Origin of the sequence: Pseudomonas algeriensis (assembly GCF_048847255.1) — a bacterium.
Classification (GTDB): domain Bacteria; phylum Pseudomonadota; class Gammaproteobacteria; order Pseudomonadales; family Pseudomonadaceae; genus Aquipseudomonas.
Genome location: NZ_JBKKRK010000006.1, coordinates 259,584 through 282,285, shown reverse-complemented (window position 1 = coordinate 282,285; position 22,702 = coordinate 259,584). Strand labels below are relative to the sequence as shown.

The window sequence follows — 22,702 nt, the reverse complement described above, 5'->3', positions numbered from 1 at the left end:
TACCGATTTCGTGAGTTCCGCTGGTTAAGCCTAGGTCAGCGCCGTACGAACAATGCGACCGATGCACTGCAGATACAGGCAGAAGCGACGACTACGAATATCAATGACGTGTTGCCCGTGCTGTCCAGCATGCTGCCGATCAATGGCTCAGCCAGGCCGGCGAACAGGTAAGAGGAGAAATTCATGATGCCGGTGGCGGTGCCTGCGCGCTTGGCGCCAACCAGATCGGGGCACAGCGCCCAGAAGCTGGAGGCGGGGCCGTAGACGAAGAAACCGCAGAGGAACAGGGCGATCAAGCCGACGGTGCTATGTGCCGGCAGGCTCCACATCCATAGGCTGGTGGCTGCGCCGAGGAACATGTACAACATGATGGCCAGGTAGCGCTTGGAGCCGAATAACTTGTCGGACACCCAACCGTTGCTGAGCGCACCTACCGCCATGCCAACCGGCAGCGCGACGGTGATCCATTTCGGATCGATCCAGCTGTCGCCGCTTTTCCAGTCGGCACCCAGGAAATGCACCGGCACCCAGACGATCAAGCCATACCGCGCCGCATTCTGAAACCCGAGAGAAACGGCGGCGATGATCAGACGCGTATTCTTCAGGACTGCTTTGTAGCGCTGAGCCGAGGTCTCGACTTCATCCGAGGCTTCTTGTCCCTTGTCATCGGCGTTTGCCACGCCGGTGTCGGTAAGCGGCTCGAACCCCATGTCCTGTGGGCGCTCCCGGGCGATGAAGTAAAACAGGATACCGCCGGCCAGCATGAGCAGCACTGGCAGACGGAAAATCCAGCGCCATTCGAGCTCTAACACTTCCAGCACGACCACCGATGTGACATAGGACAGAATCGAGGCACAACCTGCCGCGAACACGTAGAACCCATATACCTTGCCGCGCTCCGACACTCCCCACCAATTGGACAGCAGACGGCTACCTGGCGCCCAGCCAAGCGCCTGAAAGTAGCCATTGACGCCCCACGGTAGGATGAGGCTGACGATGCCGCTGGCGAAGCTGGTCAGCCAATTGGCGGCGCAGGAGAGGACAGCCCCCAGCGTCATGATGCGGCGCCCGCCGAACTTGTCCGCCAGGTTTCCATTGATAGCTTGGCCGATGGCGTACGCCCACAGCATTGCCGCAGAAACCCAGCCCAGGGTCTCCTTGCTCAGGCCGAACTCAGCCTGCATGCCGGGAATTGCGAAGCCGAACGTTTGCCGACCGGTGTAGAAAAACAGGTAGCAGAACATCGCCGCCAGCAGCATTCGCCACTGAGCCAAGCGAAAGGATGGGGCTGCGGACACAGCGAGACCAGACAGAGCATGCTCACGATTCATCATGTTTTCCTTTTTGTTACGCCTTCAACCAGGTGGTCGAAGAGCGGCACTCTTATTCGGTGCAACAGGAAATAGGCGGCCTAATCAGTCGCCCTCGTTTGGGTAAGCGACGTATCAGGCAGCCCGCGAGCCGATGAAATTCTTGCCGCGGGCGCCCTGCATGGCAGAAAGGATCATCTCCTGCGCCTCGACCTCCGTCACCCCGTAGTCGGTGAACTCGGTCTTCACGTCCAGGTGATGGAGAAAGCTGCGCAAGCGCTCCTGGGCCTCGGCCAGGTCAGTTCCAAAGACACGCTGTAGCGTCTGGTCCCGAGCGGCGTCGCGGCCCCACGCCAGCCCCAGTACGTGTGGCAGCGTAAAGGAGCAGGCGATGCCGTGCGGCAAGCCATGACGCAGCGTCATCTCGTAGGAAATGGAATGGGCCAGCGCGGTCTTGGTGTTGGAAAATGCCAGGCCCGCTTTCAGGGCTGCCAACGCCATTCGCGAACGAAGCTCGCGGCTGGACAGGTCCTGGCGCAAGCGAGGCAGGCAGTCCAGGATGTCTTCGATGGCAGAGGTCGCAAAAGTGTCGGAGATCGGGTTGGCGTTGACGTTCCAGATCGACTCCAGCGCATGTGACAGGGCATCAAGGCCGGTGGATACCGTCACACCTGCCGGCACAGTGAGCATCAGGTCCGGGTCAATGATTGCCGCTTTGGGCCAGGTGCACTCCAGATGCAGCGAGTACTTCTTTTGCTGGCCTGAATCCCAGATCGTTGCCCATGGCGTCACTTCACTGCCAGTACCGGCTGTTGTAGGTGCTGCAATGAGCGCCTTGCAGCGCGCCGGCGTGAAGGGCTTGCCACTGCCCAGCAAAGTCAGCAGTTCATCGAAACGCCCTGATGCCGTACCGACGATCAGAGCCTTGGCGGTATCGATCGCACTGCCCCCTCCCACCGCCAACACGGTTTCACAACCTCCGGCCTGCGCCCAGAAACGCTCGTAAGTGGCGCTCAACTGCGAGACATCCGGGTTGGGCTGCACATCTTCCACGATATGAATAAGACGCTCACCCAGCAGCGCCTGGATCTTATCGATCACGCCCAGGCCACGGGCTTCCGGGAAAGTCACCAAGGCGACCGTCTGGCCCTCGGTGAGTGCAGTGATCTGGCTCAAGCTACCGCCGCCAAAATAAGTGGCGACCGGATTATGGAAGTGGGCAGGCATGACGTTCCCCTTGTTATTGGAAGGTGCGGCCATGTTCGCTGGCGCATTACATGAGCTCAAATCGATTGATACGAGTTCTGCATCGGCCAGGCCGATACTGCCAGGCGTTGAATGGGTGTGCGTGACCACCTGGGATACTCCGCTGGATCAGGTCGGGTAAGAGGGCGTGATCGCCGGCTGAAACGCGGCGACGAGCGTGATGGGCTAGTGTCTGGCGCCCTGCTGAATCGAGGCTCGCAAGCGGTTCGAAACCATGTCGGCGGCGATTACCATCACCGTGATCACAATGATGCAGGTGGCAGTCTCCTGGTATTTGAACAGCTTGATGCTGCTCACCAGCTCGAATCCGAGACCACCAGCACCGACCATGCCCAGCACGGTCGCCGAGCGCAGGTTGACCTCGAAGCGATAGAGGATCACGGCGATCCAGGCTGTAATGACTTGCGGTATGACCCCGAACACAATCACCTGCAGCGGTCGCGCGCCCGTGGCTCGAAGTGCTTCCAGAGGGCCCTGATCAATCTCTTCGATGCTCTCGGCGAAAAACTTGCCGAGCATGCCAATGCCATGGACGGCAAGCGCCAGTACGCCGGGAAAGGGTCCCAAGCCCACAGCGGAGACAAAGACCAGCGCGAGGATCAGCTCGTTGATACTGCGAATGACGTTGAGCGCTTGTCGGGTTCCTTGATACAGCCAGCGGTTGCTTTGCAGATTACGTGCAGCGAGAAAGGCCAGCGGCACGGCGAAGAGGATACCCAGGAGCGTGCCCCAGATTGCGATCTGCAAGGTCTCCAGAGCCGGCGCTATCAACTTGGGCAAGATATCCAGGTTGGGTGGCACTGACCGAGACAGGAAATCGCCGATTTGCGGAAGGCCAGCCGCCAACTCCCCCCAACTGAGCTGAGCGCCATTGGCACTCCAGTGCAAAACGACCATCAATATCAATACCAGCGAGGCTGTTGAAGCCCAGCCGCGAAGGCTGTCCGGCGTTTTAACCATCCAGCGGTAATTTTCAGTGCGCATGTCAGCCTCCCAAGCTATTGCTGTAACGCAGCGGCGAGGAGCATCCAATGTCCGTCGCATTGTCATCCGCGCCTGTCGCTGGATAGATACGATTTAGCGTGGGTTGATCGAGACCGCTCGCGTCACCGTCATAAACGAGGCGACCATGGGCAAGGCCGATGATTCGGTCGCCAAACTCTCTTGCGAAATCGACTTGGTGCAGGTTGCACACCACGGTAATGCCGAGCTCGCGACTGGCATCACGCAGGTACTGCATGACCAGCCGCGCCGTCTTTGGATCAAGACTGGCAACGGGCTCGTCAGCGAGAATTACCTTGGGTTGCTGGGCGAGTGCGCGTGCGATCCCGACCCTTTGCATTTGCCCACCCGACAGCGAGTCGGTGCGCGCGTCAGCTTTGTGCAGCAGCTCTACTCGGCGCAGGCATTGTTGCGCTAATTCCACGTCGGCTCGACTGAACAGCTGGAGTACCGAGGCCAGTGTCGACAGCGATCCCAGGCGTCCAGTGAGTACGTTTTTCAACACCGAAAGGCGCGGTACCACGTTGTGATGCTGGAAGATCATCGCCACCTGACGACGCAGGGCGCGCTCGTCACGTGACTGCATTGCGTCGACCCCAGCGATGTGAAGCTCGCCACCATCTGCCTGGGCCAGCCGATTCATGCAACGCAGCAGCGTGGATTTTCCAGCACCTGATTGCCCAAGCACGACGACGAACTCACCGGCTCCGATCTGCAGGTCGATGCCTCTGAGCACGGGGTTGTCCCCGTAGTGCTTGGTGAGTTGATGAACCCTGATCATTTCATTTTGCTCAGGTCGAGATCGAGTACCTTGGCGGTCTCCCGGACCACGTCGTACGCGCCGTCGCGGGTGGGTTGAAAACCGTTGAGCATGCCTTGATCGCCCCAGGGAATATCCTTGACCTCGGCCAGTGCAGCGGTCAGCTTCTGCTTCAGCGCCGGATCCAGATCCTTGCGCCAAACCATCGGGGATTCGGGAATATCCGATGAGCTCCAGACGACGCGTAACTCGTCCGGTTTGACTTCGCCCTGCGTCGTCGCGGTAGCCAGAATGCGGTCAGCCACAGCGGCAGCGTCCACCTTGCCGTTGGCCACGGCCAGGATGCTCGCATCGTGCGAGCCAGAAAAAATCACGCGGGAAAACAGCTTGTCCGGCTGATAACCAGCCTTCTCGATACCTGCTTTGGGAAAGAGGTGACCGGACGTCGAACTTGGATCGACGAAAGCGAACGTATGACCCTTCAAGTCGGCCAGAGACTTCAGGCCGCTGTCGGAGCGGGCCACGATCAGGCTGCGATAGGCACTTTTGCCGGTTTTTTTAGTGACTGCCACGGCGAACGCTTCCACGTCGGCCACCTGGCTGGCAAGCACGTAGGAAAATGGCCCAAGGTAAGCAACATCCAGCTTCTTGGAGCGCAACGCCTCGATCACACCGTTGTAGTCGGTGGCCACGAACGGCTTGACGGGCATGCCCAACTTCGCCTGCAACTGGTCGAGCACCTGTTGGCTGCTCTCGATCATCGATTGAGAATCTTCGGATGGAATCAGGCCGATCCTCAGCGCCGTCTCGGCAGATACTTCACTGCTGATCAGCAGCGGTAGGGACACACTGGCAGCGCAAAACAGCTTACGAAGAATTTTCATGGCATATCCGAGTCGTGGTTGGGTATGCCGCTTACCTTATTTTTGTAATGTGACCGTCATGCCATCGATTCAATATTGGTTTACACGAAAAAGTATTGAGGGAGTCTATGGATGTCGAACAGTAAGCTGCGCGCGTTTCTGGCTGTGGCCCGTCAGGGAAGCTTCAGCGCGGGGGCACGATCACTTGGGCTTAGCCAACCGACGGTCACCACGCAGATACAGGCGTTGGAGCGCTTGCATAACCTGGAGTTGTTCCACCGCCGTGGGCGCCGCGCCGAGCTGTCGACGGTTGGCCGCCAACTGTTGCCTATCGCTCAGCAGTTGATGGCCCTTGAAGCCGAAGCGCATGGCTTATTGCGTGACTCCGGGACAATGGTCAGGGGACAGTTGCGACTGGGGGCGGTTGGCCCGTTTCACGTCATCGAAATGGTCGATGCTTATCGTCGCGAGTTCCCCCAGGTAGAGCTGTCGATCCGGGTGGGCAACTCGGCCTCGGTGTTGGCGGACTTGGAAAACTACGTGACAGACATCGGAGTCCTCGCAGGCCTGCATGAAGATCCGTCGTTCCACTCCACGCTCTATGCCCGGCACCGGGTAATCGTGTTTGCTCATCACCAGCATCCGCTGGCACAGCGAGATGTCGTACGCCTGGAAGAACTACAGGGGCAGCCGATGTTACGCCGCGAGCAAGGCTCGACGACACGCCTGGCATTTGAGCGGGCGCTGGCCGAACGGGACGTGACGCCGCGTATGGTCATGGAGATCGGTAGTCGAGAGGCACTACGGGAAGCAGTCGCCAGGGGCATCGGCCTGGGTGTTGTGTCCGAGGCCGAGTACATCCCAGGTGCAAACCTCAAAGCCATTCGTATCGAAGGGGATCCGGTGCATACAGAGACGTACCTTTACTGCCTCGCCGAACGCCGCAGCCAGGTCATCGAGACGTTCCTGGCCTGTGCAAACCAGGCCCGGCTCAAACGTCCTGACGGAGCTCAGTGACTCGTCACCTGAGGCGGATAGTTGGTGAGTGCACATCTGGGGATACTTGCCTTTGGAAATGTGACACCCGGAGGCAGGTTGGCTTCCGGGTGTCTGGCTGCAGCATCGCTTATCGCAATTCGACAAGGGTTTTATCTGCTGAACAGATCCTTGTGTAAGGTCACGAACGCTTGAACAGTCATCGGTGGCTGTCCCGTGATTTCGCCAATAATGGAATCCTCACCGGCGAACACACCCTGCTGGTAATCCTTGGCAACTTCCAGCAGATGCTGAATGAGGAAAGGCTGTATGCCGTCGCTCTGCAACTCCTTGCGGTACTGATCCAGTGTTATCGCCACGTATTTGATGTCACGACCCAATACTCTGCCGACTTCGTCAGCTACGGCCTGTTGGTTCAGTTCCACCGGACCGTACAACGGGTACGTCCTGCCCTTGTGGGGCTGCGGGTTTTCCAGGATGGCAGCGATCAGCCGAGCCTGATCCTCTGCTGCGATCGGCGCGTGACGACCTGAACCAAACGGCAGGCGAATCTCGCTGTGTTCAACAATGTGTTTTCGCCAGTGCGGGTAGATCAGCCATTGTGCAAAGTAAGTGGGCCGCAAGTGGGTCATATCCAGGCCCGACCAGTCAAACACTCGCTCGGCTGTGTAGTGGTTGAGGGCTGCGTGACTCTTGGCCACGCGACGTGCCGAAATTTGAGACATGTTTACAACTGACTCTACCCCGGCTTCTCTAGCAGCGAGAGCGAAGTGGGCAGTCGCTTCGATCAAGCCAGGTGCGATTGGGTAAACGAAATAAGCTCGCTTGATGCCTTCAAGCGCTGCTCGAACTGCGTTCAAGTCCAGCAGGTCTGCGACCACAACATCGGCACCCAGTTGGCGCAATCTGTCCGCTCGTTCATCGTTCGTGCGGACCAGCGCACGTACCGCGTATTTTTTCTCACGCAATATCTCAACGGTTCTCCGGCCGGTAAAACCGCTGGCGCCGGTAATGAGGATAGTGGGGCTTGTCATCGTTTTCTCTCTCTTAGGTTCCAACCGAACATGTCGTTGGAAATTATTATTGCCGTAATATAATTAGATTATGACAATAATCATTGTCAGCGAATAATTCAGCTCGGGGAAATCAGCGGTACCTTAGGGGGGAGGTGGCGTTGTTGCAGGAGGCGAAAATCAAGACATGGCGCTGAACGATTATTTTCGCAACGACGGCGCAGATTCAAACGCCTGCAAACCCAGCCTCACTGCAGGCCGGGTTTCTATCAACGCCAGCCAGCGTGTCATACGGGGCAGTTTTTCCCAGTCAATTTGGCCGTGCACCGATCTTGCAAACGTAAACGCCGAAATATCGGCCATTGAGAAGAAGTCGCCCGCCATGTACTCGCCTTCAAGGAAAGCTTCCGCCATCAGCAGGTGCTCCAGCGCTCTTCGATCCAGTGGCGCAGAGGCGTCTTGTTGCCCTGTCTGGCGCAGGAAAAAAGCGCTGTGGCTAGGAGCGATAACATCCGTAACGAAGAAATAAAACCGGTCATAAACCCTATATCGTTGAGCGCTCGGTCTTTCGGGCGACAGCCGACCAGGCGCCTGCTCGTCAGCGTATTGAATAATTGCGTTCGATTGATTGATGACTAGGGCGGGGGAAACGCTGTGATCGGCAAACGTCGGAACCTTACCTAACGGGTTAAGCGCCAGATATTCCGGGGCACGCTGATCGCCCGAGCGCAGATCAAGGCACCTCGGGGTAAATTCTATGCCCGCTTCAGCAAGGGCGATCGCAGCTCGAATACTGTTCCCCGTTGACGCGCCGTAGAGTTCTCGTGTTTCGGACATAAATTTCCAGCCTCGTAAATTAGGTTTGCGAATGCCGCGAACACGGGCGATCTGGGGCCGTTGCGACAGTTTTACCGACCTTTCTGAGTTTCGTTGGCACCGCGCAAGTCTCGGTGTCTCAATATTTGTACTTGACTGGTGTGTATATGCACATATTATGGGCGTCATGAAAAGCCCCCATGACGCCGACCTTTGTCATTGTCTCGCCGCAAGACGCCATGCGCGTCTGCTCACCCGCCTCTACGACCGGCATCTGGCTGCTGCGAGCCTTACTGTCTCGCAGTTTTCCGTTCTTGCACTGATCAATGAACATCCCGGGATCATGATCGCCGAACTGGCGGAGGTGATGGTCATGGAACGAACGACGTTGGTTCGGGCATTGAAGCCGCTGCAGAGCGAAGGTTATGTCGCTAGCCATGCCGAAGGGCCGCGATCTGCCATCAGACTCTCACTGTCAGCGCAAGGACGAGCGAAGTTCAAGGAGGCTGAACCTCATTGGAAAGCTGCGCAGCTTGAGCGTGAGGATCAAATCGGTGAGGCCGCAGCTGTGCACATTCGTAACTCGCTTCTTGAGCAAACCGGTGGCAAATGAAATTTTTTTTGCGGGTCAGATGTGCAATTGCACATATAAATTCCTACCTGAAATGAGGAAGTACTCATGAAAGCTTTTCCGAGAATTTCGCCCCAGAGTGGCGTCGATACAGCGGAGCGAATCAGCGCGATCGACTTCGTGAACAGGGTCAATTGGTGGTTTGAGACTTGGGATGTTGAGGCCATGGTCGATGCATTTCTACCGGACGCCGTCGCCTACCACTTCCATGGCACCATTCGTGGGCACGATGAGATCCGACAGTTTTTCGAGAAGGACTACCCATACCTGATCCCAGGGGTCAGCCGACACGCTACCAATCACATCGTTGATGTCGATGAGGATGGAGTAGTGGTGCGATATCAGAATTTGCTTGTGCGCTACGCCACGCCAGAGTTGGCAGCGATGCTGGGAGATGGGCAGGCCATTGATAGTCCCGGTGATTTGCCAGGCATCTGGCTGTACTCGCCCATGATGGATCGCTTGCGTCGAACTGAACACGGCTGGAAAATCTTCGAACGATTCATAGGCGGTTCAACCATCAACACAGAGCTCAACCCACCGACAACTGATCCTGCTGAACTTGCCGCGTATATGCCTCAGCTAAAGCAAGCGTAACAATCATCGTCGAACTGGAGATGATGCCGGCGTCGTTAGTCACCTGATCGATTTTCATTGCGGTACCTGCAGCGATTGCCCGCGTCGCTGCAGGTATGGCGCCTCAATCAAGGCGTGTCGACAAGACAGCGAACCTTAAGGCAATAGACCTGCCGAGCGATACGTCTCGATTGTCTTGTCAAAAACGCTAATGTCATCACGCCCCCGAGCGATCAACTGAGCTCCTTCCACCGCCGCATAGATCGCCAGTGCCTGATGTTGTCGTTCCTCGAGGCTCAACTGTGGCCGGCAAACAGACAACACTTCCGTCAACCAGCGCACATTCAGTTCGGTAAAGCCGTCGACCTCTGTCCTCACCTCTGGTGGTAAGTCATCGTATTCGGCAGCCATGATCCCGCACAGGCACATGCGATTGTCATTGACCAGTGCCATGCGAAATACGTCGGTGTAACCCTTCATCCACACATTCAGATCTTCGGAATGGGCGCGTAGACCATCAAGGTACTCAAGACCATCCTCGGTGTAACGTTTGGCCAAAGCCGCACCCAAGTCACCTTTGGTAGGGAAGTGGTAGTGAATGCTCGCGCTCTTGATGCCGACCTCTTTGGCCAGTTCACGAAAGCTCAAGCCGTTGTAGCCTCGGGTCTGCACCATTTTTCGGGCAGCCGCCATGATCATTTCTCGCGTATCCGTCGTCACAACTTTACCTTTCTATCGATAGATAGACGTTGACAGTGAAAATATTCTTGCCGTAGCTTATACCTATCGATAGGTAGATAGATAGTATGGAGCTCGTATGAAGATTTTTGATATTCCTGGTTTTCCTAACCCGCTGCGCATTCGTATCGTTCTGGCCGAAAAAGGCCTGGGCTCGCAAATAGAGTTCATCAAGATCGACCTGCCCGCAGCGGAACACAAGCAACCCGCGTTCCTGGCGATCAACCCTCTGGGGACCGTCCCAGTTCTGCAATTGGATGACGGCACCAACATTTCCGAATGTACCGCAATCACCGAGTATCTGGACAATCTGGACGGCAACCCGATTCTCACCGGCAAGACGCCGAAGGAAAAGGCCATTATCCACATGATGCAAAAGCGCGCGGAGTCCGAGCTGGCGGATCCGGTCGGCTATTACTTCCACCACGCCACGCCGGGGCTCGGTGCCGCACTTCAGCCATATAAGAGTCCTGAATGGGAAGGTCGTATCGAATGGGGTAACCGTCAACGCAACAAAGCGGTGGCTGGGATGCACTACTTCGATCAGGTGTTGCGTAGCCAGCCCTATATCGCTGGCGAGCATTTTTCCATGGCCGACATCACGGTATTTGCTGGGCTTATTTTCGCCGGTTTCGCGAGTATTGCGATTCCCGATCAATGCAGCGCGCTGTTGGCATGGCAGACAAACGTGCAGCAACGTCCAAGTGTAAAAAATCCGGTCTGATCCTGCTCCGTCCCGACCGGCAATCAGTCAGGACGGACCCTAAACCAACTCGTCTTTGTCAGGTATTTCTACATGACCGTTCTCAACACCCGATGGGCGTTGCGCCATACCCTGGCCATCGTCGCGCTGACGGCTACGTGCTCGACACTGACCGTTCAGGCGAGCACCACCCCCGCAGACAAAGCTGCTCAAAGCTACACCCATCAAACCGCTCCTACGCGGTTCATCGAAGTCGACGGCGTGCGCCTGGCATATCGTCGCTTCGGCAAACCCAGTGGCGTGCCACTGGTATTTCTCCAGCATTTCGTTGGCAACCTGGACAGCTGGGATCCTAAAGTCATCGACGGTTTTGCCCGTGATCGGGAAATTATCCTCTTCGACAATGCCGGCGTCGCCAGTTCCGGCGGTGAAGTGCCGAACACTATCGAAGGCATGGCCAAATATGCCGTCGGCCTGCTCCAGGCACTGAACGTGAAAAAGGCTGACTTGCTGGGCTTTTCCATGGGCAGTCTGATCGCACAGCAAGTGACGCTTGATCATCCGAACCTCGTACGTCGCCTGATTCTGGTTGGCTCATCACCTCGCGGTGGAGTTGGTATGGAATCGCTGACGCCGGAATTCCAGGGCTATCTGGCAAAAAAACGAGCCGTACCGGATGAACTGCTGCTGGACGTTTTCTTTACCCAGACCGCTGAAAGCCAGGCCGCCGGACATGAGTTCCTTACCCGTCTGCGCTCACGTAAGGTCAATCGCGATGTCGATGTCGATAGCAAGACTGCACCCGCACAAGCAGCCGCCATCGCGGCCTGGGGAGTACCGGCCGACAATGCCGATGATTATCTGAAAAGCATCAAGCAACCGACGTTAATAGTCGCCGGTAGCCATGACATTGTCTTCTATACGGCCAATGACGTGACCTTGCAGCAGACTTTGCCCAACGCCCAACTGGTGATCTACCCGGATTCAAACCATGGCGCGATCTATCAATACCCGGATCTGTTTTTGAGACACGCCACGCTGTTTCTCAATGGGGTGAAATAGCCGAAACAATGCTGTGGCGATTTGCTCGGCAGCACATACCGCGCCTCCGATCAGCCTCCAAGTCAGGCCTGCGTTCACAGATCTGACGTGCTAAGAATCCAGGACCTCAGATGATGAAAGCGATTCAGTTCCGTAGCTTCGGCGGGCCCGAAGTACTCGATTACGTCGACTTGCCAACGCCCACGCCGGGGGGCGGAGAGGTGTTGATAGACACCTCTGCGATCGGGGTGAATTTTCCAGATATTCGTGAGCGGTTGGGCATGTATAACCGGCCCGAAACACGCGTTGGAGGTGTCACGCTGCCGCATGTCGCCGGACTTCAGGTCGTCGGACGCGTTTCGCAGAGAGGGGAGGGCGTTGACCTTGGCATTGTCGGGCGCAAAGTCATGGCCTTGATGCCTAAAGGCGCATACGCACAACAGGCTATTGCTCGTGCTGACATGCTGGTAACGCTGGATGAGTCAGCAAACGACGTCGCCATGGCGGGTTTACCTTGTCAGGGAGTGACTGCGTTTCTAGCTCTACGCACATGCGCGCATTTACAGTCTGGTGAAAGCGTTTTGATTCAAGGCGCCGCCGGGGGGGTTGGCAGTCTGGCTGTGCAGATTGCTAAAGCCATGGGCGCAAAGACAATTTTCGGTACGGCCAGCACTGAAAGCCGACGCGCATTCGTGCGCGGTCTTGGGGCCGACTATGCCATTAGCTACGACACTCCTCAGTGGCCGGAACGCGTGCTTGAGCTGACCGAGGGACGTGGAGTTGATGTGATCCTCGAAACCATCGGCAGCGAGGTATTCGATCAGAACTTTGAGTGTCTCGCCATGCTGGGACGTTGTGTGGTGGTGGGCTCCACGCGGGGGCCAGGCAAGGCGTTGCCGCCTCGTCGGTTGATGGCCAAAGCGCAAACTTTGGCCGGCATGTACCTGCCGGCATTCTTCCAGCGCCCAACATTGATTCGCGAGGCTTTGCAGTTCCTCGCTGATGGCGTTACAGATGGATTGATCAGACCAGTCATCGGCGCGACGTTACCCTTGAGCGAAACGGGGCTGGCGCACGCGTTATTGGAGCGAAGGGAAGTTCAAGGCGTCATTGTGCTGGACCCGAACCTCTAATATTGGAACGTCGACTCCCCGGAATTTTCCTGCGGGCTGGTGTCGCGAGAACGTCCGGGGCGGCCATGCGACGTCAGCTGATATTTACTATCGATTCATCACTGTCGCTGGCAACAAATGTTTTATCGGGAGGGCCGGCGTTCCTCATAAACCAACCACTCTGCTACTTCATGGTTTTGCGCCGTCTTCGCACATGTTTCGCGACCTGAGAACGCTCGCGCAACAGAACCGTCCTCGCTCTGTATCAAACCTTGTTCGTCGTACAGGCGATAGGGCTTGTCCTGAGGCTTTGCGTTGCGGCAGTTGGTGTCTTTCAGGGGCATTGGGGGCACATCCTCTCCGAGCGAGCTGATGAGCGTTTTGCCCCATAGATGCCCCGTCAACCGTGGGATGTCCTGGGACTAGGTGGGAAAACGCGGGCAAGAAAAAATCCGTAAAGCTTTGATTTCTATAGGCTTTACGGCTTTTCTGGGTCTTTCTGGGAAGACAAAATGGTGGGCCGGGGTAATTTGAAACAAGTCGGTATCTATCTGTTTTTTCTAGTTAATAATTTATTGGTCAACTTGCTTGGAATACCAGTTGGAACGCTGCGTGCTCTGGATTCCGATGGACGGTGCTTTTTGAGCTCCGCCCCATAAACGAATCGGGATCGAATCTATCAAGCAAATGGTCGCGCTGTTGATTGTTGCCCCTGCGCGTACGATGTCCCCACTCGCACGTACAGGGGCTCCTAGCAAACGATAGCGTCAATGATTGCTGTGTTGGCTAAGCCGACTCTCGAAGTATTGCGCAGTCTCTTTGTCGGTGCAGTACAGGTAGCAACCCTTCATCCCGCGTGTCATCAGGGTTCGGTATGTATTCTTGATGATCAGGTCTGTTTCATTCTTCGCGAGCGTAGGTTGCTCTTTCATCATTTTTTTCCAGCCGCGAATCGATTTATCGTGCTTGTCGCGCTCATCCGGGGATGTCACTACCTTACCGTCACGTACGACTAGGTCTGGCCCGATGATCACCCCGATGTAGTCGACTTCCAGACCTTGGCAGGTATGAATGCAGCCAACTTGCTCGATGGAGTTCTCAGCGATGATCCATAGGCTGCCATCCTGATCCAGGTTCCATTGGCGTTTGTAGTCTCCAATGACGATATCAGCAGCGGTGGAGTCTTTCTTGCTCAGCCAAGGCCAACAATAGCCTGCGACCACACGAGCTTTGTTTCCGTGGTTTTTCTCGTTGATTGCTTCATGCATCGCCTGAGGTGAGTCGAACACCTTAAACTCGTACTCTTGAGTCTCAAGCGTCGGATTTGCCGTCGAGCGAATGCCTAGCATGTCATCCAGCCATGCTAGGTAACCGTCAGAACCACTGCAGCGAAACTGCGAAGAAAGCACGTGTTCTTCAACCACAGCACCCTTGGCTTTTGCAAAGGCGCGTATCGCCTGCTTGCTGCCGATATCGCTCAAGGTTACACGCTGGTCTTCATCAATGAAGAAAATTGAGCATTTCGCTGAATCAATCAGCTCCTTGATCTGGTTTTCCCCAAGGTTTCCATAAAGCCCGCTTTTCTCATTCAGCCGGTGAGCTTCGTCCACGATAAGCGCATCGAATGTGTTGGGCTCAGTGTCGATGAATGCCCCAGAGCCTGAAAAGAAATTCGAGAAATGGCTGCGCTTGATGGTGCCAACCAGTTTGCTCTCGTAGACCTTGCGCGGGGCTGCGTTCTTGGAGACGTATTTGCTCATCAGCTTCAATTCGGTGAGCCTCACCAGCAGATTGATAGCCAGAACGGTCTTCCCGGTACCCGGTCCACCTTCAATGATCATCACCTTGGGGGCTTGGTCCGAGGCCTCGCTTGCCGCCGCCAGCGCCGACTCAAAAATTGCTTTCTGATCGTCAATCAATACGAACTCGGGTTTGCCTTTCATCAACCCACCGAGCGCTTCGGCTAGCGCCTTGGACGGGCGAATTTTTCCTTCAGACAGCTCGTAAAGAACCTCTTTGTTGTCGCCATGACTTATATGCTTTTTCAGAAAGCTTCTGAGTTTACTGAGCTCTTCCGGGCCTTTCAGAAACAGCGGAGCCTTGCTGATGTGGGGCTCATAGTGAGCTGAATCTATGACGCCGTCGCTGACGTAGTTATGGAGGTAGGCACACGGACGGATTTCGATGCTTTTGTCATACACCGCCTCGTTGAAGCCTTCCAGCAGCGCTGCATAGGACCATACCTGATAGGACGGGTGAATGGTCTCAATGAGGCCGCCACCCAACGCCGTTTTGACGATGGCATCCTTGGTTGTGGCGTTGGCCTTACTCCATTGCTTCAGCTCTATCAGTACGGCCTTTTTTGCCTGGTTTTCGTCGCGACCGGTGAGTAGAAAGTCGATTCGCTTCGACGACTGCGGAATGTGCAATTCAATGGCCAGGCCTGCATCGCTCGGCAGGCCCTCATCTCTAAGGACCTTGGCCATGTACGTTAGGGATCCTTGCCACGACCTGATTTCCGATGTGCCAACATTCTTTCCGGTAGCTTCCTTGTAATGCCTGAGGATCACCTCCTCAATGTCATCGTTATCGTTGTCTTTAAGAAATTGCTGTTTGGTCGCAGCGTAGACGATCACGGGCTGTCCTTAGATTGGAATTATTCAGAGTCGGTCGTACTTTTTGCTGCTGCTTTTGGCTTTATCCACGGGGTACTTCTGGCCGTTCGAGGCGAGTTTCCGTGTCACCGCCTCGTTGAGGTCGATGCCGAGCACGCTGCTCAGGCGAACCAGGTACATCAGTACGTCCGCCAATTCGTCTTTTACGGCTAGGCCGATTTCGGGATCTTTAGCTACGGAGAGCGAATCGGCATCGCTCATCCATTGGAAAATCTCGCACAGCTCTCCTACCTCGCCAGTGAGCGCCAGGATGAGATTTTTGGGGGAGTGGAACTGCTGCCAGTCGCGATCATCTGCGAAACGCTGAAGGGATGCGGCAAGCTTCACTACGTCAACCAGTGGCGCGGATGAGCTGTCTGAGTCACTCACAGGGCTATCTCTTGGGTATCAGTGGGGGCAAAAAATGTGTAGGAAATCCGGCCTTGGATTGTAAGAGTTTTCGTTGTTTGCGCGGGTTTTTTTGTGTTTTTCTCTCACACCCTGTCTGCTGGCCGAATTGCTTGCCAGCGTTCGCTCTATCCTTTGAGCGTGGCGAAGTGGGCCGGCTACAAACAGGTCTTCCAGTGCCGGTCGGCGGGCGTAACGGCTGCGTGCGATCCAAATCACTCGGTAATTTGTATACGAAAAGAAGGGAGTATCACTCGCCGTTACCGCGCGTTATTCGAGATAGTGACCGGATCGTGCGCGTCGCCCGCATGAGGCCCCCATCACATCTTGCATAGCCATCATCCTGCCATCCTGCCATCATGCCGCCCATACGATTGTAGGAAAGGTCTAACCTCACCTTCATCACCAACTATCTAGATAAGAACATAAGCCTGAATTAAAGGGATTTAACATGCTGCAAAATTTGAAGATCGCTCTCCTCACCAAAGAACAAAACGTATGGTTTATACGTGCAGAAAAAGGGAAATATGCTAAGCACTTTCGTGCAGGAGGTGTAATCGCAATCGAGCACTTGGAAAGAGCTTATGGCGGAAACATTCCCAATGAGTTACCCACTGAAGAATTTCTTAAAGCACAATTATTAACCAACGAAAAATACAGTGAATTCCGCGATAATACAGACGGAAAAGAGAGCCGCAAACTCAATAGATCTGGATTCAATGTCCTAAGTCAAATCAGACGATTTGCGAATGAAATCAAGTGCGGAGATCTCATTGTTACGCGAAATGAAAAGGATGATGGTTATAGTTTCGGAATTTGCAGCGAAACTATTCCGTATATCGATCAGGTGCCCATTCGTGTACCAATCACAAAAAAAGATGGTACACCAGGATTTGAGCGTTCCTCCTTAAATTATAAACTGAGAAAGCGCGTAATCTGGGGGCCCTCAATCTCTCGATCTGAGCTACCAGGCGCAGTTAGAAAAGCTACAAGTGGCCAACAAACAGTTACGTCCTTAAACAATCACAAGGAAAAAATCTTTCACCTGATTTATCCATTTTTCACAGATGGCGAGTCACTATTTTTTTCAAATAAAATAAAAACCAGTCATCGTGTAAATGCGCTTGCTGTAGGCAAGCTCTTTCAAAATGTCGCACTAATCAAAAGCCTTAGCGAGATGCTTCTTAGCGAAGAGTTTTCCGATTTAAGTCAATTAACGCAATTAATCGAAAGCGCAATACTTTTGGGGAAGAGTGACATAGTCACCTGCCAAGCTGAATTTATGTCTCCAGGTGATATGTGGTGCAGAATACCACTCATTGGCGACGCCCTGACAAATCAAATTTTTGCTTGCGTTTTGTCTTGCCTATTACTTACTGGGCAAGTAAAGGCTGAGGAGATAGCAAGCCTGACTAACAATGAGGCAGTACCGACACTAACTGTAAAGAAAGATAAAGGCGACATATTTACTGATAGATACAAAACCCCAACTGTATCCCAGAAGCTAAAATCAATTGCAAAGGCTGCTGGTTCTCAAGCTGAAAGTATTGAAAGTCAAGATCACTCAATCACTGAGGTCAAGAAGAGTCTAAATCTAAGCATTACAAAAGTAGATACTGAAAAGCTCGAAGGCTTCGAGTTCGGCATCAACGTGTTGGAGATAGGAAAATCCCATGAAAATCGTTGAGCCAATTAGTAGTGCCCTGCTAATAACTGGATGTGTCTATGCCGCTGGCACAAGCCAAAATAGTGCATTCATGCGAGAGTTCGGCATTAATCCAGAATTCAGCCAGCCATCAATCGACAAGATATTATACGATGGCGGCCTTATCACATTTGAGATTTTTTATGACCATTTAAGGTTGATGTCGCTATTAACTTTTATCATAATTGTTTTTTTGACCGCCACATGGGCTACAGCAAAATTTATGAGCCCAGGTTCAGCGATAGCGAATGCTCCGAGCCACTTCAATCAAATAAAAAGCGCGCTGCAGTACACTCCAGTTGGTCTGCTACTATTGCTCTATATAATATTTCTATGTTTTTCATCATACCAGAAGTCGCAGGAAGTCGGGATAAAGCTTTCAGAGACGTTTATGGAGAGTTGCCACTGGGTGATTTTAAAAGACAAGGAAAATACTACCAAGGCTTGCGCCTTCAGAAAGGATAAAGACTCCATCTGGTACTACAATATCAAAGATGGAAATTTAAATATAAACTCCAAGTTGTTGACGGAGCTAGGTCAAGTCACATATTTGGAGCCTCAGAAAAACTCGATCACTTCAGAGCCCCCTAAAGACAATAAAGACGGATTGTAAATTTCTTTAAAATTTTGAGTGCATCTATAACTATAGATGCACAAAAATCTGTTTTTATAAGGATGATAGGGATATCTCAAAACTGAAACTGCCATCCTCGCATCACCTTCAATTATTCTTCCTTAAACACAGTACCTAGCAGACCGCCCCCACTCATTTCGTAGTCACATAATTGATTTTTCCGCCGGAGGTGGGTTTTTAGGTGCCTCCGCAAGTACATGTGTGAACACAGCTGAGACGGAACTCGATTACTCTCCAGCCAGGATCGCTAACTCCCATGAGTTATTTCGGAACACCTTGAAATTCACACGGGAAGGCGAGTATGTCTGCCGCGTGTTTATAAGAACGGAGCTATCACCTTCTGATCCCGAGACGCTGGCCAAAAACAGCTAGCGGGGTGCGTCGATAACACTCAGGGCAATGCATTGTGTTTAATCCGCAGACTGAATCGCCCCCACTTTCGTAGACTCTTCGATTGACCGCTTTCGGCCGTTTTTAGTCTACCGCCACCGGCAGCTATCGGGGAAGCGGTCACGTCATGAACCTCTACTTTGGGCCGATTTCTACTCACCGTGAAGGGCAACTCCGAGCCTTAGCAGCAGGTCAGGGTGTCTACGAAACTAGGGGCGTTCATGGCGTCCGACAAGCACAATCCGCGTTGACCAGTATATTTTAGGGGCCGCTGCTTGACGAGAAGGGTAGCTCGTAGCTCAAGATATGTCTTAAAGCTAAGACTAAGGATTGGTGACTGTTGTGACACAGCATATTCGTGATGTATCAGATGTCGAGTTGGCTAAGCGTATCAAGGAGCTCAAAGGAATAGCCCCGGCGGCTACTTTTGAGATGATTTTGAAAAAACTTGTCCCGGAAGACAAAATTCAAACTGTGGAAAGGATTATCAGTGGCTTGTCACAAGAGGATGAGTTTGCGCTGCTCTGCAAAATGCTTAACTGCTGTAGTTCAATAACCCCACTTAATCAGACGCCAATTGTCGGTGATGATGAGATCACTCCGGACTTCCAGGCTACTTTTCATGCGGGCTCATTCCTGTCCAACATGAGCAGTATGGATGCACCAGCCTTTAATTGCATGATTGAAGTGAAAAGCACTGAAAAGTTTAAATTCAAAAGCAGTAGATCAGACATTGAGAAGCGCAGACGATTCGCCGCAAGGTATAATTTGCCGCTTTTATATGCGATTAGGTTCTCTGCCGTAAAGGACCATGCATTCTGGGTTGTGATATCGGCTGATGACTTATATGATAAAAATAAAATTGATACCTCGGCGTATGTTGATAGTTTGGGTCAGCTGCTGTTTGACAACTACTCCATCATGGTAAATAGTAGTTACACGTTAGTTCGCAGGTATTCAAAAAGCAAGCCGGGTATCGGTGAGAAACATGAGGCGCTCGGTGAGCTCCAGAGTCTTGAACTAGTGAGCAATGGCGGGAAGGTCTACCGTCCTAGCAACAACGATTCGCTGGTCCTGGCGATGCTTTATAATATATTCGCGAGCACTAAAAGTTATACTGAAACCTATAATGGCGAAAGTGTTGTTTATTCGGGGTTTGAGCTAATGCGTTTTTTAACGCTTGTGGATGCCGTTTATTACTTGAATAATTTGATTTCCGATGCGGATGGCAATAAGTATTATGAGCCTGTCAGAGCGATGGCTAACTTAGATTCTCCGACTAACCCCACGATGTTCATTACACGGTCGGTCATAGAGGGAGTTATTCGTCGGATCAATGAAGCTTGTGGTGACTTCTTCCTCTTCGGAATCCTTGGTGACCACTCGGCGAGGGTTGATAAGTTGATGAAGTTGATGAAAATTAATGATGCCGAGAGCGGTGAAGCACGGCAGCAATAAACTCCGGCGTCCGTCAGCTGGATCATCTTTCATTGGTGCCGCAGACCTCAGTAGGATACCGACGCTCACCGGTATCAAGTGGCCTAAGCGGACGTCGTCAAGCGTCCGCTTCTGGCCCAGAGTGTGTAAAAACGCTTCGCCAAAATTAAAGTGTGCGCGCCTACGTTAAATCTGAAATTTATCGGCACGTCAGCTGATTTGGATTTCGCGTAGAAGCACGATTTTCATTAAAGTTTTGAGTGGCTGACTCGCTCAAAAACGTTTTTACACAGCCTCGGCCAGTTGCTGCCGGTCGTCATCCGACAGGTTGAGTGCGGTTTGAGGTAGTCATAATGGTTCATGGCTAATCGCAATACAACTGAACCACGCAATACAGTTCGGAACGCACAGCTCAATCCAGCAGTAACGAGGTACAATTGGAGTCGCGCTAAAATTGAACGCATACTTGGATTATTAAGATACTATCCCATGAAATCCGCCTACATTGAAAAACTAGCGTCATCTCGATTTGATCTTGAGTCCGTTATTCAACTGCACTTGGCTTTAGCGATTGGTATAGGGGAGTCTGCCCCTTGGTGCAAACAAGGCCACTCACTATCTTCTATGATGGAGATGGTGGTTGAGCGGATGGCCTCGCAGTTAAATCCGAAAAGCTCTGATTCGGATGAACGGTATGAGACATATAAAAAACTCAATGAAGAAATTGACGCAACAGGGGCGTCATTTTTCTCGCCGGCTTTGCATTTGAATCACTATCTTAACTGGATGATCGAGATGGGGGTAGATGAGCTCGAAATCAATACACCACCGACTCCAGAATCAAGTCGCAGTCCTTCTCTGCATTTACAGAGCACTCTTGGTGCCACGTACGCGACATCTATACTTATCTCCATAAAGTCTGCACTGGATAAGCTGGTTAGAGTTTTGCATTTTTACTACCCGGGAATAGCCAGTCATACTATTTGGGGCAGATGGAAAAAAAATTGCGACGCTTCGGGATTCATGTCTGTTGTAAAAAACCGAAAGGGTCCTGATGTTTTGCTTGAGCATATAGAAATAGCTTATGAAAAATGGATTCACCTAGCCGTCGCACCACGAGACGCATTAGTACACTACAAGGACTCAAAAGGAAGCTGGAATTTTTTGAAAGATAAAAATTTATTCATTAGGGAACACTCCGTTCAACATGAGGATGGCAGCATCGAAAGTTACGGAGTTGAAATACTTTGTGATTTCGTAAATGAATGGTACGACTTGGCAACATTCGTGCTGGAAAACTTGGCATCCCGAGAGCCACGAATACGAAACAAAACCAAAGTGGTATAGATGAGTTATTGCTAATGCCTAGACCATAAATAAATCTTATTGCCGCGCTGGGGGCGTAGTAATATCAGTGCGGAAAATACAAAAAATTTATGTGCAGCTCATGTCAGTTTTGTCTAATTGCTTTTGTCGCACGAAGAGAGAGGCAGTTTAAATGAATTATCGGATGATCACGCTTACCCAGGGCAATATAAATAACAATCACTTGTACCTGACCGAAGCCTGGGATCTGATACCCAGAGACGCTGTAGGAGGTGGCAACGAAGATGACGCAGCCCCAGCTACACTTGAGGTGCATTTCGGGTTAGGGGAGCCAGTATCCACGGATGTGGCTGGTGATAAGAAGATTTTTAGAAAGAGGACTTGGGTCGGTAAGTTCTTCAAGGCACATTCACTTTCGACTGGCTCAAGGGTGGTCGTGGAACGTACAGGGCCTTACCGCTTTCACATCTATCCAGCACGGTAAGGTTAGGTGTGGTTCGCTCTAACGATTCGCTTCGGGCACTGCCCTGCCAGCAGTAGCCTAAGCTCATCCGCTTTGGGCGTCCGTCGATTGATCCTGAATTGATGATCCGCATGCTGGTCGTCGGCTATTGCTATGGCATTCGCTCCGTGCGGCGGTTGTGCGAAAAGGCCCATTTGAACCTGGCGTATCGCTGGTTCTGCCGATTGAGCGGTGGAGCCAACACCTGCACATCGAACGGCTTAGGTCGACAGCACCAAAACGATGATTGATCGGGTCGAAGAACAGTTCGACATTAAGCCGATCGCCTCATCGATGACACGGCTTACGGTACCGCGCCGATGCTGGCCTGGATTGTGGAGGAAAAAGACATCGAGCCGCATGTGCCGGTGTGGAACAAAACAGAGCGCAAGGACGACAGTTTTTCGAGCAGAGACTTCCGCTGGAACAAAGACGCTGAGGAATATCGCTGTCCTGCTGGTAACGCATTACGTAGCGAATGGCGTGCTTTCAAGAACCAGCGCTCACACGTCACGAAAGCCAACACCATCAACTTCCGATCCACGCAAACCGACTGCGCGAAATATCCGATGAAGGCGCAGTGCTGCCCGAACGCTCCGTTTCGTAAGATCGTCCGCAGCGTTCATGAAGCGGCTCGTGATGTGGCTCGCCGCATCGCGGGGACGCCGGAGTACGTGCGCTCTCGTCACGAACGCAAGAAAGTCGAAATGTTGTTCGCCCACCTCAAGCGCATCTTGAAACTGGATCGCTTGCGACTACGTGGCATGAGTGGCGCGACCGATGAATTCACGCTGGCGGCAGCAGTATAGAACCTGCGTC

21 protein-coding genes and 1 pseudogene are annotated in these 22,702 nt (G+C 53.0%); 11 read left to right on the top strand and 11 right to left on the bottom strand.

What is annotated here, in order from left to right; all coding sequences use genetic code 11:
• Positions 1-35: 35 nt before the first annotated feature.
• The 5 genes from ACLK1G_RS12020 to phnD form a co-directional block, all read right to left on the bottom strand.
• A complete protein-coding gene (locus ACLK1G_RS12020) occupies positions 36-1,331 on the bottom strand; it encodes an MFS transporter (protein ID WP_420765622.1) in 1,296 nt (431 codons plus the stop codon).
• A 114-nt stretch (positions 1,332-1,445) separates the two neighbouring features.
• A complete protein-coding gene (gene psrA, locus ACLK1G_RS12015; RefSeq protein ID WP_420765621.1) occupies positions 1,446-2,537 on the bottom strand; it encodes an iron-containing alcohol dehydrogenase PsrA in 1,092 nt (363 codons plus the stop codon).
• Between the two features lie 204 nt (positions 2,538-2,741).
• A complete protein-coding gene (gene phnE, locus ACLK1G_RS12010) occupies positions 2,742-3,560 on the bottom strand; it encodes a phosphonate ABC transporter, permease protein PhnE (protein ID WP_420765660.1) in 819 nt (272 codons plus the stop codon).
• A 1-nt stretch (position 3,561) separates the two neighbouring features.
• The gene (phnC, locus tag ACLK1G_RS12005; RefSeq protein WP_420765620.1) at positions 3,562-4,359 is read right to left on the bottom strand and encodes a phosphonate ABC transporter ATP-binding protein; all 798 of its coding nucleotides are present in this window, start codon (positions 4,357-4,359) and stop codon (positions 3,562-3,564) included.
• Positions 4,356-5,222: a phosphonate ABC transporter substrate-binding protein gene (gene phnD / locus ACLK1G_RS12000; RefSeq protein WP_420765619.1), complete on the bottom strand. Its 867-nt coding sequence runs from the start codon at positions 5,220-5,222 to the stop codon at positions 4,356-4,358. The genes phnC and phnD overlap by 4 nt, the downstream gene beginning before the upstream one ends.
• A 111-nt stretch (positions 5,223-5,333) precedes the next feature.
• Between phnD and ACLK1G_RS11995 the strand changes: the two genes are divergently transcribed.
• The gene (locus ACLK1G_RS11995) at positions 5,334-6,218 is read left to right on the top strand and encodes a LysR substrate-binding domain-containing protein (protein WP_420765618.1); all 885 of its coding nucleotides are present in this window, start codon (positions 5,334-5,336) and stop codon (positions 6,216-6,218) included.
• A 131-nt stretch (positions 6,219-6,349) separates the two neighbouring features.
• Here the strand turns inward: ACLK1G_RS11995 and ACLK1G_RS11990 are convergent, their stop codons facing one another.
• Together ACLK1G_RS11990 and ACLK1G_RS11985 are read right to left on the bottom strand one after the other, a co-directional pair.
• Positions 6,350-7,231: an NmrA family NAD(P)-binding protein gene (locus tag ACLK1G_RS11990; protein ID WP_420765617.1), complete on the bottom strand. Its 882-nt coding sequence runs from the start codon at positions 7,229-7,231 to the stop codon at positions 6,350-6,352.
• Between the two features lie 180 nt (positions 7,232-7,411).
• Complete coding sequence (locus tag ACLK1G_RS11985) at positions 7,412-8,047, bottom strand: glutathione S-transferase family protein (protein ID WP_420765616.1); 636 nt, start codon at positions 8,045-8,047, stop codon at positions 7,412-7,414.
• A gap of 157 nt (positions 8,048-8,204) precedes the next feature.
• Between ACLK1G_RS11985 and ACLK1G_RS11980 the strand changes: the two genes are divergently transcribed.
• Both ACLK1G_RS11980 and ACLK1G_RS11975 read left to right on the top strand, forming a co-directional pair.
• A complete protein-coding gene (locus ACLK1G_RS11980; RefSeq protein WP_420765615.1) occupies positions 8,205-8,639 on the top strand; it encodes a MarR family winged helix-turn-helix transcriptional regulator in 435 nt (144 codons plus the stop codon).
• 66 nt (positions 8,640-8,705) lie between these two features.
• Positions 8,706-9,254 carry a nuclear transport factor 2 family protein gene (locus tag ACLK1G_RS11975; RefSeq protein WP_420765614.1) on the top strand — a complete coding sequence of 183 codons (549 nt, stop codon included), beginning with the start codon at positions 8,706-8,708 and terminating at the stop codon, positions 9,252-9,254.
• A 135-nt stretch (positions 9,255-9,389) separates the two neighbouring features.
• Here ACLK1G_RS11975 and ACLK1G_RS11970 read toward each other — a convergent pair whose 3' ends face one another.
• A complete protein-coding gene (locus ACLK1G_RS11970) occupies positions 9,390-9,932 on the bottom strand; it encodes a TetR/AcrR family transcriptional regulator (RefSeq protein WP_420765613.1) in 543 nt (180 codons plus the stop codon).
• 118 nt (positions 9,933-10,050) lie between these two features.
• Between ACLK1G_RS11970 and ACLK1G_RS11965 the strand changes: the two genes are divergently transcribed.
• The 3 genes from ACLK1G_RS11965 (at position 10,051) to ACLK1G_RS11955 (ending at position 12,848) form a co-directional block, all read left to right on the top strand.
• The gene (locus ACLK1G_RS11965) at positions 10,051-10,695 is read left to right on the top strand and encodes a glutathione S-transferase (protein WP_420765612.1); all 645 of its coding nucleotides are present in this window, start codon (positions 10,051-10,053) and stop codon (positions 10,693-10,695) included.
• A 72-nt stretch (positions 10,696-10,767) separates the two neighbouring features.
• On the top strand, positions 10,768-11,736 hold the full coding sequence (locus tag ACLK1G_RS11960) for an alpha/beta fold hydrolase (RefSeq protein WP_420765611.1): 969 nt from the start codon (positions 10,768-10,770) through the stop codon (positions 11,734-11,736).
• Between the two features lie 110 nt (positions 11,737-11,846).
• Positions 11,847-12,848 carry a quinone oxidoreductase family protein gene (locus ACLK1G_RS11955; RefSeq protein ID WP_420765610.1) on the top strand — a complete coding sequence of 334 codons (1,002 nt, stop codon included), beginning with the start codon at positions 11,847-11,849 and terminating at the stop codon, positions 12,846-12,848.
• Positions 12,849-12,970: 122 nt separating this feature from the next.
• On the opposite strand, the gene ACLK1G_RS11950 is transcribed toward ACLK1G_RS11955, so the two are convergent.
• The 3 genes from ACLK1G_RS11950 to ACLK1G_RS11940 all read right to left on the bottom strand — a co-directional run bounded on the left by ACLK1G_RS11950 (position 12,971) and on the right by ACLK1G_RS11940 (position 15,871).
• On the bottom strand, positions 12,971-13,171 hold the full coding sequence (locus ACLK1G_RS11950) for a hypothetical protein (protein WP_420765609.1): 201 nt from the start codon (positions 13,169-13,171) through the stop codon (positions 12,971-12,973).
• A gap of 423 nt (positions 13,172-13,594) precedes the next feature.
• Complete coding sequence (locus ACLK1G_RS11945) at positions 13,595-15,463, bottom strand: DNA/RNA helicase domain-containing protein (protein WP_420765608.1); 1,869 nt, start codon at positions 15,461-15,463, stop codon at positions 13,595-13,597.
• Positions 15,464-15,487: 24 nt separating this feature from the next.
• Entirely contained in the window at positions 15,488-15,871 is a 384-nt protein-coding gene (locus ACLK1G_RS11940; RefSeq protein ID WP_120731560.1) for a nucleotide pyrophosphohydrolase, read from the bottom strand.
• A 469-nt stretch (positions 15,872-16,340) separates the two neighbouring features.
• Here ACLK1G_RS11940 and ACLK1G_RS11935 point away from each other — a divergent pair, with 469 nt between their 5' ends.
• The 5 genes and pseudogenes from ACLK1G_RS11935 to ACLK1G_RS11915 form a co-directional block, all read left to right on the top strand.
• Positions 16,341-17,576, top strand: coding sequence for a hypothetical protein (locus ACLK1G_RS11935; protein ID WP_420765607.1), 1,236 nt, complete (start codon positions 16,341-16,343; stop codon positions 17,574-17,576).
• The gene (locus ACLK1G_RS11930) at positions 17,563-18,207 is read left to right on the top strand and encodes a hypothetical protein (protein ID WP_420765606.1); all 645 of its coding nucleotides are present in this window, start codon (positions 17,563-17,565) and stop codon (positions 18,205-18,207) included. The genes ACLK1G_RS11935 and ACLK1G_RS11930 overlap by 14 nt, the downstream gene beginning before the upstream one ends.
• A gap of 753 nt (positions 18,208-18,960) precedes the next feature.
• Positions 18,961-20,076 carry a hypothetical protein gene (locus ACLK1G_RS11925; protein WP_420765605.1) on the top strand — a complete coding sequence of 372 codons (1,116 nt, stop codon included), beginning with the start codon at positions 18,961-18,963 and terminating at the stop codon, positions 20,074-20,076.
• A gap of 468 nt (positions 20,077-20,544) precedes the next feature.
• Complete coding sequence (locus tag ACLK1G_RS11920) at positions 20,545-21,402, top strand: hypothetical protein (RefSeq protein ID WP_420765604.1); 858 nt, start codon at positions 20,545-20,547, stop codon at positions 21,400-21,402.
• A gap of 537 nt (positions 21,403-21,939) precedes the next feature.
• A pseudogene (locus tag ACLK1G_RS11915) lies at positions 21,940-22,692 on the top strand (transposase); the annotation flags it as partial.
• Between the last annotated feature and the right edge of the window lie 10 nt (positions 22,693-22,702).

Excerpts from the sequence above, each read along its gene's own strand:
- ACLK1G_RS12020 (WP_420765622.1), bottom strand. The coding sequence starts at position 1,331 with ATGAATCGTGAGCATGCTCTGTCTGGTCTCGCTGTGTCCGCAGCCCCA.
- psrA (WP_420765621.1), bottom strand. The coding sequence starts at position 2,537 with ATGCCTGCCCACTTCCATAATCCGGTCGCCACTTATTTTGGCGGCGGT.
- phnE (WP_420765660.1), bottom strand. The coding sequence starts at position 3,560 with ATGCGCACTGAAAATTACCGCTGGATGGTTAAAACGCCGGACAGCCTT.
- phnC (WP_420765620.1), bottom strand. The coding sequence starts at position 4,359 with ATGATCAGGGTTCATCAACTCACCAAGCACTACGGGGACAACCCCGTG.
- phnD (WP_420765619.1), bottom strand. The coding sequence starts at position 5,222 with ATGAAAATTCTTCGTAAGCTGTTTTGCGCTGCCAGTGTGTCCCTACCG.
- ACLK1G_RS11995 (WP_420765618.1), top strand. The coding sequence starts at position 5,334 with ATGTCGAACAGTAAGCTGCGCGCGTTTCTGGCTGTGGCCCGTCAGGGA.
- ACLK1G_RS11990 (WP_420765617.1), bottom strand. The coding sequence starts at position 7,231 with ATGACAAGCCCCACTATCCTCATTACCGGCGCCAGCGGTTTTACCGGC.
- ACLK1G_RS11985 (WP_420765616.1), bottom strand. The coding sequence starts at position 8,047 with ATGTCCGAAACACGAGAACTCTACGGCGCGTCAACGGGGAACAGTATT.
- ACLK1G_RS11980 (WP_420765615.1), top strand. The coding sequence starts at position 8,205 with ATGGGCGTCATGAAAAGCCCCCATGACGCCGACCTTTGTCATTGTCTC.
- ACLK1G_RS11975 (WP_420765614.1), top strand. The coding sequence starts at position 8,706 with ATGAAAGCTTTTCCGAGAATTTCGCCCCAGAGTGGCGTCGATACAGCG.
- ACLK1G_RS11970 (WP_420765613.1), bottom strand. The coding sequence starts at position 9,932 with ATGATCATGGCGGCTGCCCGAAAAATGGTGCAGACCCGAGGCTACAAC.
- ACLK1G_RS11965 (WP_420765612.1), top strand. The coding sequence starts at position 10,051 with ATGAAGATTTTTGATATTCCTGGTTTTCCTAACCCGCTGCGCATTCGT.
- ACLK1G_RS11960 (WP_420765611.1), top strand. The coding sequence starts at position 10,768 with ATGACCGTTCTCAACACCCGATGGGCGTTGCGCCATACCCTGGCCATC.
- ACLK1G_RS11955 (WP_420765610.1), top strand. The coding sequence starts at position 11,847 with ATGATGAAAGCGATTCAGTTCCGTAGCTTCGGCGGGCCCGAAGTACTC.
- ACLK1G_RS11950 (WP_420765609.1), bottom strand. The coding sequence starts at position 13,171 with ATGCCCCTGAAAGACACCAACTGCCGCAACGCAAAGCCTCAGGACAAG.
- ACLK1G_RS11935 (WP_420765607.1), top strand. The coding sequence starts at position 16,341 with ATGCTGCAAAATTTGAAGATCGCTCTCCTCACCAAAGAACAAAACGTA.
- ACLK1G_RS11930 (WP_420765606.1), top strand. The coding sequence starts at position 17,563 with ATGAAAATCGTTGAGCCAATTAGTAGTGCCCTGCTAATAACTGGATGT.
- ACLK1G_RS11920 (WP_420765604.1), top strand. The coding sequence starts at position 20,545 with ATGAAATCCGCCTACATTGAAAAACTAGCGTCATCTCGATTTGATCTT.